The organism is Streptomyces sp. NPDC002640 (assembly GCF_053592575.1).
In genome coordinates this window covers 314742-327245 of record NZ_JBSFVZ010000005.1, presented here as the reverse complement: position 1 = coordinate 327245, position 12504 = coordinate 314742, and the positions used below count along the sequence as shown (strand labels likewise).

Below are 12504 nucleotides of genomic sequence, written 5' to 3'. Positions count from 1 at the left end.
TGGGGTTGATTGTTTTTAATACGTGTGTTTTTGCGTTTTTGTTGCGGGCCCCGTTCGAACGGGGCCCGCAACAGAGGGTTGGTTCCAGGCCGGCCGCCGGACAGCTCCTGCACGTAGGCGCATAGGGGGGTTGCGCCGCCCCTGGAAACAGCGCCCCTAGCTCTCGGTGAGCCCCCTTCGGTGGGGAGGGGTCACGCCCCTCCTCGCTAGGCAGCCATGACCAAGGACGAGCGGACCATGACCAGCCGGGACCCAGACATGGCTGACGCCGGTACCCAGAGCGCTCTCGATACCGGCGTCAATCCTCTACGACGCTCGATCAGGCCATGACGGAGCGCTTCCTGCTGGCCTTACCGTAACGACCCAACCAGCGGGATGGCCAGCGCACCTCTGCGCCCTGATGATCTACGCCGCCCGAGCCTCAACAGCGGCAAGCCCCGGCCGGACCTATCCGACCCTGTTGGCACACCGCTCCGCCCCGGTCGGTCTGTTCTCTGCCGGCCTTCGCCACGCGGTGGCCCGGTGGGCGGGCGTGGAAGGCAGCTCGGCCGGAACCCAGTGACAGCTGTCTCGCTGCCCGGTCGTGATCAGACTGGCCCGACGCAAGGTGACCAGGTTGGCTCAGCGCGGGCGGCAACGCCAAGACGCGTCAGCACCAAGTACGGATGGGCGGCTTGAACGGTGTGCACTGCCTGTATGTAACCACCGTGCTTACCGGGGTTTCCGAATGGACGGAACCCAGTGATTTTCGCTCAAGCGACCCAGCCCGACCGCCCCTGTAGAAGCGGCCGGCACCGAGTGTCGCACCCGCGGATGCCAAGGTGGACAGGCGGCGAGGGCGGAGTGGGTCCCTGTACGGACCGCTCGGCAGTTGCACAGCGTCGCCGAGCGCCAGCGGGAGCTTGCCCGCCGGCGCCTGGCACCGCGTCGTCACGACAGGGCGGCCACCACGGCATCCAGATCGACGACTTGCAGCTCGGTTGTTGGGTCTCGCGCCCAGAGCGTCGGCAGCAGTTCCTGGACGTCCTGGCCGAGGTGAGTGCACCAGCCTTCGAGGTCCGATCGGGCGTCGTCGTCGAGACACGCCCGCCAGCGGCCTGCCTGCTCGGATTCCTGAAGCCAGATCCGCCCGGCCTCTGTCCGGCCCGTGTAGGTCTTCATGCTGACGGTGAAGCCCAGCTGAAGGTATCGAGCTGCGGGGTGGTCAGCGCGGATGCGGGCGGTGATGAGGCCGAGGCTGGCCAGAGCAAGGCGTGTCCGAGCCTGCCGGACCTGCTCGGCGTCATGCTCTACTGCGGCAAGGAGGGCATCTGTGTCGAGTGGAGCGGGCTGCGAAGGCACGGTGTGGGGCTCCTCGTAGAGATCAGGGCTACCCAGAGGGCGCTCGGGAGAGCGAGACGGCAGGCCGGGGGCCGTCGCCCGACGGCCCCCGGCCTGCCGTCAGCTCCAGGTGATCGGCTGGCCGGTGTCCTGCGTGCGGCTTGCCAGCGTGTGCAGACGCCGCATCGCAGAGAGCCGCACCGCGCCCTTGGCGCTTCGGTCTGCGGATGCGACGGTCATGGCCGACAGCAGACGGCTGACGAACTGGTCGGCCGGGAGGCTGCGCACCGTGTCGTCGAGGTTCATGCGGCGCAGGATGTTGTCGGCCGCCGCGGTCGTCAGCGTGGTAGTCGTGCCGGGCGCGGAGAACGTGGTGTGCATGGCCGAGTGGTCCGTTCCGTGAGGGCTGGTGTGATGGCTGCACTGCACCATGAGCTCTCGCAGTGATCGACCGGGCGCGAGTCTGGGCGTTTGAGAAGCCGGCCTGTGCCTTGTGCCGCGGGCGTCGAGGTCTGGACAGGTCGACCGGCGGGAGGTGAGTCACCGAGCCTCCGACCCGTGCGGCACTGTGAGTGGCGGAGGCTCCGGGCGTACCGAGGTACGCCCGGAGCCAGTGCGGCCAGTGCGGCCAGTGCGGGTCACTTCCGCAGGCGACGCGTCACGTCCGAGAGGTAGGTTTCCCAGCGCGAGCTGCCGAGAGGCCCGGATATCTCACGCTTCTGGAGGTCGTACGGGTAGACGCGGACCTCCGCGCTGAACAGGCGGGCCAGTGTGACGACGTCCTCCAGGAGCGCGACCTCGTTCTCCTCTTCCGACGCCCACACGGGACGGCAGACCAGGTAGGCCCATTCCCGGCCCTCGCCGAACGGCCACCCTCCGTACCAGCGCAGCTCACCGGAGGGCAGGAACCCCCAGACCTCCTTGAAGTTCTCCCAGTACGCCTCAACGGTCGCCAGAGGGTGGGTTGCGTACCGCTCGCGGTGGATGACCGCGCGGGGCCGGTCGAGCATCCAGGTGATGCCCTGGGTGTTGTTGCCCAGCCCGCAACCGTCGAAGTCGTCGACCGGGGCGGTGACCGTCCATACCTCCTCCTCTGTCCAGGGGCCGCCGTCCATGCCCGGGCGCTGGGCGGGACCGATGCCACCGACGACGACGGTCTCCGTGCCGTCCCCGTTGTCGCGGACGAACGCGGTGTTGGTCGCTCCTTCGTTGTTCAGCGCCCGGAAGCCGGGACCGGGCGTCCAGGTCGGTGCGTCAGCGAATGCGTTGGGCGGGAAGATGAGCGCCACTCCGACCGTGCCGCGATCATCTCGGTCGGTGGTCTTCCAAGACTGATTGATCGTCCGTTCGATGCGACGGCGAAGGCTGCGCTTCATTGGTCCGCTCCTGGAAGGGGTTGGTGACTCGGTGGCCGGTGCGAGCTGGCAGTGAGGAAGTTACGAGCTCGCCAGGCACGTGCCGAGCTGCCGCGAAACCGACTGAGGGAGCAGGGCTGAGGCTGCGGCCGCAGGCCTGTTTGGCAGGGGGCGGGCCGAGGTGAGGGCGCGGGCGCATGGTGGACAGGATCCATGTCCGCTTCATGGAGCCGCCCGGTGAGCACTCGGCCGGCGGCTGGGCGTCCCCCATGCGGACCATGAGGCACACTCCCGGACCGAGGCCCCGGTCCCGGCAGGGGGCCAGCGCTCAACCAGATGCCGGGACCGGCACCGGGTCGTCAGCAGTAGAAGCGCCCGGCCCTCAGTGAGCGTGCGACGTACGGCACAGCCGCGTCCTTGTGCAGCTCGGCGACGTGGCGCAACGCCCGGGCCCGGGCTTCCTCTGGAGTGCGCGCGATGCCGCTTCGTGTGCAGTCGTAGGACAGGCGGGCATCGGCGCGGTTCCCGTTGCGGACCGGCACCATGAACACGTGGACGCCGCATGCCCATCCGTACGGGTGGGAGTGGTTGAAACGGTGCCGGTAGGCGACAGCCAGCGGCCCGGGAGCGCGAGGCTCGGTGAGCCACGCGCTGATGACGTCACCGCGGTCGGGGTTGAGCACGTGCGCGGTGACCAGCCGCCACGACAGGGCGAGGGCGGGCCACTGCTCAGGCGGCAGCGGATGGTCGGTGACCAGCGTAGGAACGGCAGGGAACTCGGGCCAGTCGATGGGGGCCCCGTGGGGGCGTGTGAGGGTGTCGGGCATAGGTGCAGAGCTTTCGGTTCGCGGGTGGCAGCGCTGTGTCGCTGCGGTTCAGAGGTGAGCCGCCAAGGCGGTGATGATGTCGGCCTGTTCGGTGAGCAGGTCGGCGACGTCTTCCTCGATGGCGGAGAGGGTGACGGGGTCCTTGGTCTTCTCGTAGTGCCCCTGGATGGCGGCCAGGTCGTTCAGCACGCACTCGTAGTCGTAGAAGGAGATGGGCCTGCCGTCGCTTGCGCTGCTGGTGGCCCCAGCAGCGATCAGGGCACCTGTCAGCGCTGCCGAAAGGCCGGTCCACGGGGCGCTGTAGCAGAGGGTCAGGCAGGCCATGTCGGCTCCTTCGTCTTCGGTGGGCTCGTCGGCGTTCGGCGATGCTGCGCACGGTAGGAGCCAGACAGCGGCTTGATCACGTGCCCGCGAAATGCGCGGACGCTGGCTCCGGGAGGCACCGGGACGCTGCCATCGAGGGGAGCGTCCGGACCGGACAGGGCTGGGTTGCTGACCTGGACGCGCCGCCGGCCTCCCACATCGTGTGCGCGGGGCCAGCCGATCCGGGGATCAACCGCGCTGCGCGCGCCGATCTGGGCAATGCGATGGGGCGCATTGCCCAGGTCGGCGCGGAGCCTAGTCACGGACGAGAGCGTCCGGTTCTGCCCTCTCGAATCCGCCCGGCTTCGGCCAGACAACGGTGATGTCGTTCCGGCCGCACAGGTCGGCAAGGTCGGGGCGCGGGCGGGACGGAAGGAGCATGACTCGCCGCGGGGTCGGGCTGAAGAACCGGCGCATGTCGAGGAGTTCACCGAAGGCTGCGCGTACGTAGGTCCGGGCGACGCTCCCCGCGCACGCGACGATCTCGTTGGTGCTGTGATCGACCAGGTCGACGGGCAGGGGGATGAGCTCACGAGCCGGAGTGACCGTGTGACGGCGGACGTCATGGCCCATCGACCGCAGGTGGGAGCTGTAACTGCGCAGCAGCTGCTCCGCGACGTCCTCCATGAACGTGCGCTCACGTCCCCGTTCGTCGCCCGGCCGGGGGCGGAAGGGAACGTCGAGGTCACGCTCCCGGACGATCGTGTGATGGCTGAGCGGGTCCACGGTGAAGACACCGCTGGGTGGAGGAGTTCCGTCCTCGGGCGCGAGCCGGAAGACGTAGCCCGTGCGGTGAGGCTGGTCCGGGACGCCGATGACCGGCAGCGACGTCCGCACATAGGGGACGTCGCTGTCGAGCCGGTAGGCGCCGAGGTAGTGGACTGAGGGTCCGGGCACCGTGGAGAACAGCCGCAGGGTGCGGCCCTCGTTCTGCGCGTGGTCGACGAGAGCACGGTTGCCGTTCTTGATCGCCTGTTCCCGGTCTCCCTGTCCCTCCCCCTGGAAGTGGTAGTGATCCCCGGTCCAGCCGTCGTGCTGACTGTCGTGGGCTCCTGGGGATGTGAAAAGGCAGATGTTGGGTGTCGTCTTGCTCGGGCTGATGCGGCCGTGGGGTCGACCGCCAACGAGCTGGTGAAGGTCGGACCGGCTGATGGTGGCGCCGGGACTGAGAGGGAAGGTCATGGCAGGTCCTTGCCTGGGAGCGGGTGGACGCCCGGACCGTAGGCAAGAAGGTGTCGGTGTCACGACTGCTGGCGAATCGGCTCCTGCCCGCGGGACCAGCCGCGTTCGGACAACGAGAACCGGCCCTGTTCACGGCGTCGGCGGCCGCCGTCTACCTATCCCTGCGGCGCGACGGTGGCAACGTCGTCGGTGTGCCGAGAGCAGAGAAAGCCCAGAGCGCTGCTCACGTAGTCGGCACTGTGCAGGCCGTCGAGGTCTGTCAGGACGGCGGAGCTGGCCGGCTCCGCCGAGGGCGTCAGCGTCCACCTTCTGACGCCCTCGGCGTTGTCCATGGCGACGGTGAACCGTGGGCCATGCGGGCACGTCACCTCGATGTCGTTGAGGAACGACCACACTTCCCAGCCCTGCGGGGCCAGAACCTTGTGCAGGGTGTCGGCCAGCGCGTCCAGCGGGTGCGGGGGCTGCGGAGCGGGGCGCTGCTCAAGGCTGAGGAACCAAGTGCTCATGTCGCGCTCCCGTGACTGCCGATGGCTGCCAGGAGGCGCACTGCCTGACCTGCGGCAACGTGATCATCAGGGGTGGTCGCTGCGGTGTCGATCACGTCCTCCGGGCGAAGGGGGGTGAAAGCGGCCTCCTGCTCGGTGGGGAAGTCGGCAAGGTCCACGAAGCGGCTGGGGTCGTAGTCGGGGTAGTCGAAGTCCTGCACACAGATGGGGATGACACTGCCGCTGTTGCTCAGGTAACGGCGGTAGTGGACCTCGCGCTTCCATCTGGCAGGGTCGGTCATGTCGAGCGGCATCGCGGTGCTCCTGATTGGTGATCTTGGTGTGGGTCAGAAGCTACGAGCGACACGGGGAACGATGCGCGGTTCGGCGAGATGAGGTGCCGGAGCCTGCTCGCTACCTGCGGCGCAGGCCCGCCGACGCGGACACCTGCGGACTGCCCGGGCGGGCAGCCCAGCCGCCCGCCCGGGCTGTCACTGTTCGAGCAAGGCCATGCACTTCTCGGCTTCCTCGAACTGCTCCTCGGTGATCAGGCTCGCCGCCTGAAGGCCCAGGAGGTAAGTGCGCAGTCGGCCCTTCGAGGCCAGCCAGCCGCTCAGCGAACCGGCGCCGTCGCTGCCGCCGAAGTCGGCCCAGTACACGAGCTGGTCCCCTGCGATCTTGTTCAGCCGCTCGACCAGCTCACGACGGGACTCTCGCCGTGCCACGATCTGGTCCCATATCGCCTTCGCGGCGGCCCGCTCCTCGCTTTCCTCGGCTTCGGCCGCCTCGTAAGTCCGTTCCCACTCCCCGAAGAGGTGGTGGCCGGTGATCTGCTCCCGCAGGGCATCCATCGGTCCGAGCCGGCCGATCTGGCGCTTCGCAGCGGGGATGTAGAACTGCCTGGAGGGTGCGTCCTTCACCCACGGTTCACCGAGCCGGGCCAGATCGGGCGTCCCGTTCCAGGTCCCGTCAGGCACTGCGACCGGGCGGACTCGTACCGTCCTGGCGCCGGTGGAGACCACTCGCCACACTCGGGTGCCGACTTCGCGCACGGCGTCGCGCGCGCTGAGGTCCGTCAGCGTGGCCGCATCCGGTCCAGCGCCGAGGGTCACGATGAGGTCGTCGTCCTGGAGCTGCTGCGCTGACGTGACACGGCTGATGCCCGGCGTGGGTGCCGTCAGCCAGAGGTCCAGCCAGACCTGGTGGGTGAGAGCCGCGGCAGCGTCCGACGCCTTGGAGTGGATCACGGGGGTTCCTAGCGGATGAGGGGTGGATGTGTTGGCGCAGCGGACGTTAGCGGGCGGCATGGCGCGTCCCGCGCTCGCGCGAGTTGAGGCCGGGTCCGCCGGCGGCCGTGCCGTCGCGGGCCTGGAGCCGGCGGACAGGAACGCTGGCCAACAGATACCGCGCGGGCCCCTCTTTCGGTCAGTACCGGAAGGGGTCCGCGCGGTCCCTGCTGGTCAGCGGATGAAGTCGGCTCCGACGATCACGTGGTCCGCGGGCAGGTTGTCGAGGTAGGCGTTGACGCGCTGGTGGTACTCGGCGGCCGCCGTCTCGGGAGCCCGGGGGTCCACCCAGGTCGGGCTGACAAGCCACGTCCCGTCGAGCTGAAGCAGGCTGTTCCCTGTGACGGCCTGGACGCGGGCACGCTCCACGAACGCATCCCGGTCCAACGCGGCCAGGGCCTCCTGATCAGCCCAGGAAAGCCGCGCGTCCGCCAGACTGACGGCGACCTTGATGTGCGGCTGCTCCCTGAAAGCGAGCCCGGCGTACACGGAGTCCTTGGCGTCAGAAAGGTAGTCGGCGAGCGGCCTGACCGGCGGCATGGTGGCTACGGCCTGGGTCCAGGTGTCGTGCAGGCGCGCGGCACGATCAGCGGCCCGAGTACGGCACGCGTGCAGGTCGAGAAGGCCGACCGGGCCGCCCGCGTAACGGGTGGTGGTGCCGCCGCTGACGCGTATGAGCTGCGGGTGGTTCGGGTCGGCTCCGTTCCGCAGAGGGAAGGTCCCGGCGTATTGGTTCTCGGGGTGGGTGACCAGCACCCGTTCCCAGCCGCCAGGCAGGTCCCAGAGGGTGTCTTCGGCCTCGTTGGCGAGGTCGCTCGCGGTAGCGTCCGGCTCCGGGGCCAGGTGAACGAGGGCGTGCTGACTGCTCACTTACTGCTTCCGTTCGGTCGAGAGTCGCGGGGTCTTTGCCCGCCGCCGGGTACGGCCCGGCGGCGGGCGCGGGGGGCGTGTCAGGCGGTCGGCAGGGCGTGGTGCCGGTACGACAGGCTCCGGAGCGCGGTCGCCACGTCGGCGGTCAGGTCGGCGTCCGGGGTCTCCCGCACGGTCTGGGCGGGGATAGTGCGGCGGACCGGCACGAGCGTCCAGGAGATGTCGGTGTAGCTGTAGGCCAGCGGCGTGATGTTGATGCGGTCGCACAGCGGGGTGGTGGCAAGGATGTGGTCGAAGCGCGCGGTGATCGTCCAGCTGCTGCCGAGGGCGTTCTGCAGGGCGGTGGCCAGGGTGTCGATGGTGGCCGTCTGCGTGGTCTGCGTGGCGGTCTGGGTCATCGCTTCTCTCCTTCGTGCGGTCAGCCCGTGGCGGCTGGCACGACAGAAGTTAGGTTTTACAGCGGTCTGGCTCGATTTCTCGCGAATCTGCCGCTATGCGGTGACCGAAGCCGAGGCAGCCGAGGAGCGGAAAACCCCAGCTCACAGCCGCAGGCAGGGGCATGCCGGAGCGGACAGCGAACGGCCACGTCACCTCCTCGTTCAGCGCTCAGCCCGTCGAGGTCGCACGCCGCCTCTTGGCGGCTCCGATGACCACCTGGAAACGTTGATCCGCTGGCACTGACCGTGCACACGAACACCCGGCACGTCTCGAACGTGGACGTACCGGGCTTGACCATCGCGGGGGCGGTGACGGGCACCAGGCAGGCCCCAAGCACTCCCCGCTCGGCCAGGGTAAGGGCGTCGCGAGCGGCTCTGTGTGGATGCCCTGTCAGGGATTGCCGACGGTCAGGCCGCCGACGGCCGACGGCTTCAGGCTGCCCGTCCAACGAGGGTGCGTCATCCGGTGAATCTCCTTACGGCACTTGCGGCACACGTGCGTGTCGATCGACCGCGTATGAGCGAGGCGGCGCAGACGGCGACTGTGGAAGTCCGCGAGCGGGCGGTGGCTGCCGTAGGTGCGCAGGTGGCCGCTCCTCTGCCACATCGCCACCGACCAGCCGAACCCGAAACGGACCTGCGCCGGGACGGGAGGCATCTCGACAAGGGCCCCGCACAGTGCCGGCGAGCGCGTCCAATGCCCGCTGTCGTTCTCGTATCCCAAGGGCAGGGCGTGGAGAAGTCCACGCGCGCCGCGGCCACTGTGAAGGAGCGCAGCAGTGTCGCTCTTCGTCATCCCGATCTCCTCGTGCGTTCAGTTCGTGGTGACTGGCACGGCGGAAGTTAGGTGCGCGAGAGGCACCGATCCCATCTCCCGCGAGACGTGGGAACGCGCTCCATGTGCCTGGCGTACTCCGGCCCAGGCCGCGACGATCACGGCCTGGGCCAAGGGCGTTGCCGCTGGCGGACATCTGCTCCCGGGTCGACCGCCGTCATAAGGCGTCGCGCGGCAGCCGTCGGTAGCGCCAGCGGCTCATCGGACTGCCCCGGTCGGCGCGGTGGGCTCGGTCAACGCGTCGGCCCACTGGGCGAGCGCCTCGAAGTCGTCCAGGTCCAGTCCGACGGCGGGGTCGATGTCGTACAGCAGCGCCGCCCCGGTGTGGTGCTGCAGAACGTAGGCTCGGTCGGCTGCGCTGAGCTGGTCATCGAGCCAGACGAACGGGCGGCCAGCGGCGTGACGGATGACGTCGGCGGTCTTGAAGTATGTGCCGTCCGGGCCGTACCCACCTCGGGTGCTCCAGGTGACGACGGGTAGCTCGGGCAGGCCGATCCGCGGGCTGACGTACGTGTTCGCCTCGTCCTCCCACGTTGTGGCCCAGATCAGCTCATACGGAAGGTCGAGGAGTTCCTCTCCGTGGTCCGGGTGCAGCCACACCGCCACGTGGGGGACGTCGCGGGGGCGCAGGTGCGGGTGCTGGTCGATCCAGCAGGTGGGGCGCAGGTAGTGACGTACGAACCCGTGGCCCTCAGAGGCGGGGCCAGATTTGAATGGGTTCAAAACGCCGTCGATGTCGATGAAAAGCAGAGGTCGGGACACTATCGCTCCGTGGGCGCGCGGCTAGTAGGGACGCTCGTACGGGCTCATCCCGTTGGGGCAGGTCGGGGTGCACGGCATCCCCACAGGCGCCTGGCAGTCCTCGCACGGCTCCTCGTCGTCGTAGGGCTCGTGGGGCTCGTAGAGCTTCGGCAGCATCGGACTCGATTCCAGTGATGGGGGCGGGTGCGGTGCTGAAGGTAGATGTGCGGCAGCGCCCGGCCGACTGCTGGCGAATCCTGCTCACCACTACGCGAGAGCCGCCGGCCCACGCACGCCGGATACCAGGTGGCACATGGCCACCGCGGGGCGGCACGCCGCGGCAAGGAGGACAGCAAACGAGAGGGTGCGCCGAGCTCGGCGCACCCTCGGTCTGGGGAAGGTCGGTTACCGCGCGCGGCTCTCCCACGGGCTCGATCCGCGCGCCGGTGCCGTCACTCCCGGCACTTCGACGATCTCGTCGTCTGCGTCCGTCAGCGGCGGGTGCTCCAGACGGCCCCCCGCGAAGTCGAAGAGGAACACACGGCCATGTCCGTGATAGCCGAACACCTGGTAGTACTCGGGGCTCTCCCCAGCGGGCGGACAGGCCGGCGTCTGGCCGGCCGCGCACTGCCACATCGCCGCCTCAGGGCAGAGCTCACCGTCGTGGGCGTTGTCAGCCGGGGACTGGACGTGGCCGCACGTCCCGCAGCGGAAGCGCCACTGGGTCCAGTCATCGGTGCCGTGAATCCAGCGGCCGTACCGTGACCACACGCCATCGGCGAGCATGGTCCTGGCCGGGGCCACCCTGGTCACTCTCGTGCCGCGCCGAACTTGAGCGCGTGCATCGGTGTAGGAGAGGCCTTGGCCGTTCACGAGTTGCTGCCGCGCGGCCCTTTGGACCTTGCGGTTGCGCTGGGGCATGTCCTTGGCTTTCCCGGCTCCCATGCCGCCGACGAAGGCAGAGTCGATCCAACGAGGTCAACGCTGGGTCAGTGACATCCCCGGCCAGGCCGGAACTCCTTGCGGCTGCATCCCGGACGGCATGGGCGCTAACGGGCGTGCCAGGCAGGCGTTGAACTGCCTGCGGGTACGGTAGCCCCCACCTTCTCCCAGAGCGCGTCGCTTGCCCCGCCGGCCTCCGGCGCGTCCGGGTGAACGTAACGGACGCCCGTTGACCGCAGCGCGCGCAGCCCGTAGACCCAAGCTGCAGCGCACTGCGGTCACCCTCTGAACCTCTTGGCTCAGTAGCCGAGGACCTCAACCTGGAGAAGAGCCTCGGCATACACATCGTCCGCCATAGTCCCGATGGCGTTCAGGCCTGCCAGGTACGTCCTCAAGCGCCCCTCGCCGGTGAACCATTCGTTGACCTTGGGGCCTCCCCAAGGCTCGTACCATCCGACCAGTTCCTCACCGGCGGCCTCGTTCAAGCTGCGGACCGCTTCACGCTGCGGACGCACCTGCTCCGCACGCCTCTCGTGCTCTGCCTTCCAGGCCGCGTTCGCATCGTCCGCTTCAATCCTGGCGGCGGCGTGCGAAGCCTTCCACTGCTCGAACTGCGGGTGCTCGGCGATGCGCTCACGCAGGTCGGTTACCGCGCCCAGGCGCCCGATCTGCCGACGCGTCGTGTTCAGCCTCAGCGTCCGCTCGGCCGCGTCCTTGCGGGGCGTGCCGAAGCGGGAGATGACGCACGAACTCCAGTAGCCCGTGGGCTTGGTGCACTCGACGACGGTCAGCGTGCGTGCCGTCTTAGACGTCACCCGGGCTATGACAGCTTCCCGGCAGAAGACGGCCTCACGAGCGGTCCACATCCCCAGAAGGTCGAACAGAGTACGGCTGGTCTCGTCGTAGATCAGCACCAGGTCATCGACCTCTACGTCGGATGCCGAGGCGACCTGGGTGAGCCGGTCCTTCTGCAGAGGCCTGTCGTCCGGGTGACGTCGGGCCCACGTGGGCTTGAGGTCGTCGGCGTGCGGCCACAGCTCGCTGACGATCTGCGAAGCGAGCTGACCAGCCTGGACGCGAGCGGAGTTGGGGACGTTCATGGGGTTCCTTCCGGTTCGGAGCGCCTCGGTAGGCGCCGTGACGAGGTGGAAGGTAGGTACGTCGCCCTGGAAAGCCGCAGGTCGCGCGAACCCTGCCGGGCACGGGCGGAGGCGGCTCCGTCACCGCAGAAGTGGGGCGGTCGAGCCTCGGAAGCCATATGACCAGGGGTTTCGAGCAGGGTGGTGCAGTGCCTCTGAACTGGCGGTTTCCTCTGTACGAGGGGGCGCCTGAGGTCTCCCGCGGCCGTCGACGTGCCGTGCGGCACCTAGTTGTACATCCAGTCACAGGCTTCCCCGCCTGAGGTAGCTCGAGGGATCGCGGATCCCGGCCGCGGCAGGCGAACGCGGCCGCACTTCCGTGGGAGATCAGACCGTCGACGTACGCCCGGCGGCAGGAACGTCGGAGCGGCGGTGCGAAGGACCGAGCGGCGCCGGGGGGGAGGGCGCACGCTGGCTGGTTCGCACCGCCGCGTTCGGGGCCTGGTCCAAGTCCGGGCGGAAGAAGACCAGGAGGATGTGCCGGGATCTGTCCCGCCCGGTCCGTCCGGGCGGCCCAACAGGAGTGAAGTTAGCCCTGCGGGACGCACCACCCCAGCTCTCGCGAATCTGCTGGCTGGGCGATCGGCTCGTACCCACTCCCGACAGGCCGCCGGCAGCACCGCGGCGCTGCTGGCGTGGACAGCGCCGGTCACCAGAAGTACACACGGGAGCTCCCCGGTGCAGCACACAAGCGGCTCCACCGGACCGTTGGAACCGGTCCG

The 12504-nt window shown here is 68.9% G+C and carries 16 protein-coding genes; all 16 read right to left on the bottom strand.

Going from position 1 to position 12504, the window contains the following annotated elements; genetic code table 11:
* Nucleotides 1-930: 930 nt before the first annotated feature.
* The 16 genes from ACWD3O_RS09975 to ACWD3O_RS09900 all read right to left on the bottom strand — a co-directional run bounded on the left by ACWD3O_RS09975 (nt 931) and on the right by ACWD3O_RS09900 (nt 11743).
* Nucleotides 931-1341, bottom strand: a complete 411-nt coding sequence (locus tag ACWD3O_RS09975) for a hypothetical protein (RefSeq protein ID WP_451415513.1) — start codon at nt 1339-1341, stop codon at nt 931-933.
* A gap of 99 nt (nt 1342-1440) precedes the next feature.
* Entirely contained in the window at nt 1441-1701 is a 261-nt protein-coding gene (locus ACWD3O_RS09970) for a hypothetical protein (protein WP_451415512.1), read from the bottom strand.
* A gap of 257 nt (nt 1702-1958) precedes the next feature.
* The gene (locus tag ACWD3O_RS09965) at nt 1959-2696 is read right to left on the bottom strand and encodes a hypothetical protein (RefSeq protein WP_451415511.1); all 738 of its coding nucleotides are present in this window, start codon (nt 2694-2696) and stop codon (nt 1959-1961) included.
* Nucleotides 2697-3034: 338 nt separating this feature from the next.
* On the bottom strand, nt 3035-3502 hold the full coding sequence (locus ACWD3O_RS09960) for a hypothetical protein (protein ID WP_451415510.1): 468 nt from the start codon (nt 3500-3502) through the stop codon (nt 3035-3037).
* Nucleotides 3503-3550: 48 nt separating this feature from the next.
* The gene (locus tag ACWD3O_RS09955; protein ID WP_451415509.1) at nt 3551-3826 is read right to left on the bottom strand and encodes a hypothetical protein; all 276 of its coding nucleotides are present in this window, start codon (nt 3824-3826) and stop codon (nt 3551-3553) included.
* 294 nt (nt 3827-4120) lie between these two features.
* The gene (locus ACWD3O_RS09950) at nt 4121-5047 is read right to left on the bottom strand and encodes a hypothetical protein (protein WP_451415508.1); all 927 of its coding nucleotides are present in this window, start codon (nt 5045-5047) and stop codon (nt 4121-4123) included.
* A gap of 155 nt (nt 5048-5202) precedes the next feature.
* Nucleotides 5203-5553, bottom strand: a complete 351-nt coding sequence (locus ACWD3O_RS09945) for a hypothetical protein (RefSeq protein ID WP_451415507.1) — start codon at nt 5551-5553, stop codon at nt 5203-5205.
* A complete protein-coding gene (locus ACWD3O_RS09940; RefSeq protein WP_451415506.1) occupies nt 5550-5846 on the bottom strand; it encodes a hypothetical protein in 297 nt (98 codons plus the stop codon). Before ACWD3O_RS09940 ends, ACWD3O_RS09945 begins: the two co-directional genes overlap by 4 nt.
* Before the next feature lie 177 nt (nt 5847-6023).
* Nucleotides 6024-6779, bottom strand: coding sequence for a hypothetical protein (locus ACWD3O_RS09935; protein WP_451415505.1), 756 nt, complete (start codon nt 6777-6779; stop codon nt 6024-6026).
* A gap of 213 nt (nt 6780-6992) precedes the next feature.
* On the bottom strand, nt 6993-7688 hold the full coding sequence (locus ACWD3O_RS09930) for a hypothetical protein (protein WP_451415504.1): 696 nt from the start codon (nt 7686-7688) through the stop codon (nt 6993-6995).
* 80 nt (nt 7689-7768) lie between these two features.
* Nucleotides 7769-8086, bottom strand: coding sequence for a hypothetical protein (locus ACWD3O_RS09925; protein WP_451415503.1), 318 nt, complete (start codon nt 8084-8086; stop codon nt 7769-7771).
* 430 nt (nt 8087-8516) lie between these two features.
* The gene (locus tag ACWD3O_RS09920; RefSeq protein ID WP_451415502.1) at nt 8517-8921 is read right to left on the bottom strand and encodes a hypothetical protein; all 405 of its coding nucleotides are present in this window, start codon (nt 8919-8921) and stop codon (nt 8517-8519) included.
* Between the two features lie 237 nt (nt 8922-9158).
* Nucleotides 9159-9722, bottom strand: a complete 564-nt coding sequence (locus ACWD3O_RS09915) for an HAD domain-containing protein (RefSeq protein ID WP_451415501.1) — start codon at nt 9720-9722, stop codon at nt 9159-9161.
* Between the two features lie 21 nt (nt 9723-9743).
* Nucleotides 9744-9878 carry a hypothetical protein gene (locus tag ACWD3O_RS09910; RefSeq protein ID WP_351866698.1) on the bottom strand — a complete coding sequence of 45 codons (135 nt, stop codon included), beginning with the start codon at nt 9876-9878 and terminating at the stop codon, nt 9744-9746.
* 228 nt (nt 9879-10106) lie between these two features.
* A complete protein-coding gene (locus ACWD3O_RS09905) occupies nt 10107-10622 on the bottom strand; it encodes a hypothetical protein (protein ID WP_451415500.1) in 516 nt (171 codons plus the stop codon).
* 320 nt (nt 10623-10942) lie between these two features.
* Complete coding sequence (locus ACWD3O_RS09900; RefSeq protein ID WP_451415499.1) at nt 10943-11743, bottom strand: hypothetical protein; 801 nt, start codon at nt 11741-11743, stop codon at nt 10943-10945.
* Nucleotides 11744-12504: the final 761 nt, after the last annotated feature.

What these genes read in the sequence shown, in the direction of transcription:
- ACWD3O_RS09970 (WP_451415512.1), bottom strand. Translation starts at nt 1,701, where the DNA reads ATGCACACCACGTTCTCCGCGCCCGGCACGACTACCACGCTGACGACC.
- ACWD3O_RS09965 (WP_451415511.1), bottom strand. Translation starts at nt 2,696, where the DNA reads ATGAAGCGCAGCCTTCGCCGTCGCATCGAACGGACGATCAATCAGTCT.
- ACWD3O_RS09960 (WP_451415510.1), bottom strand. Translation starts at nt 3,502, where the DNA reads ATGCCCGACACCCTCACACGCCCCCACGGGGCCCCCATCGACTGGCCC.
- ACWD3O_RS09955 (WP_451415509.1), bottom strand. Translation starts at nt 3,826, where the DNA reads ATGGCCTGCCTGACCCTCTGCTACAGCGCCCCGTGGACCGGCCTTTCG.
- ACWD3O_RS09950 (WP_451415508.1), bottom strand. Translation starts at nt 5,047, where the DNA reads ATGACCTTCCCTCTCAGTCCCGGCGCCACCATCAGCCGGTCCGACCTT.
- ACWD3O_RS09945 (WP_451415507.1), bottom strand. Translation starts at nt 5,553, where the DNA reads ATGAGCACTTGGTTCCTCAGCCTTGAGCAGCGCCCCGCTCCGCAGCCC.
- ACWD3O_RS09940 (WP_451415506.1), bottom strand. Translation starts at nt 5,846, where the DNA reads ATGCCGCTCGACATGACCGACCCTGCCAGATGGAAGCGCGAGGTCCAC.
- ACWD3O_RS09925 (WP_451415503.1), bottom strand. Translation starts at nt 8,086, where the DNA reads ATGACCCAGACCGCCACGCAGACCACGCAGACGGCCACCATCGACACC.
- ACWD3O_RS09920 (WP_451415502.1), bottom strand. Translation starts at nt 8,921, where the DNA reads ATGACGAAGAGCGACACTGCTGCGCTCCTTCACAGTGGCCGCGGCGCG.
- ACWD3O_RS09910 (WP_351866698.1), bottom strand. Translation starts at nt 9,878, where the DNA reads ATGCTGCCGAAGCTCTACGAGCCCCACGAGCCCTACGACGACGAGGAG.
- ACWD3O_RS09905 (WP_451415500.1), bottom strand. Translation starts at nt 10,622, where the DNA reads ATGCCCCAGCGCAACCGCAAGGTCCAAAGGGCCGCGCGGCAGCAACTC.
- ACWD3O_RS09900 (WP_451415499.1), bottom strand. Translation starts at nt 11,743, where the DNA reads ATGAACGTCCCCAACTCCGCTCGCGTCCAGGCTGGTCAGCTCGCTTCG.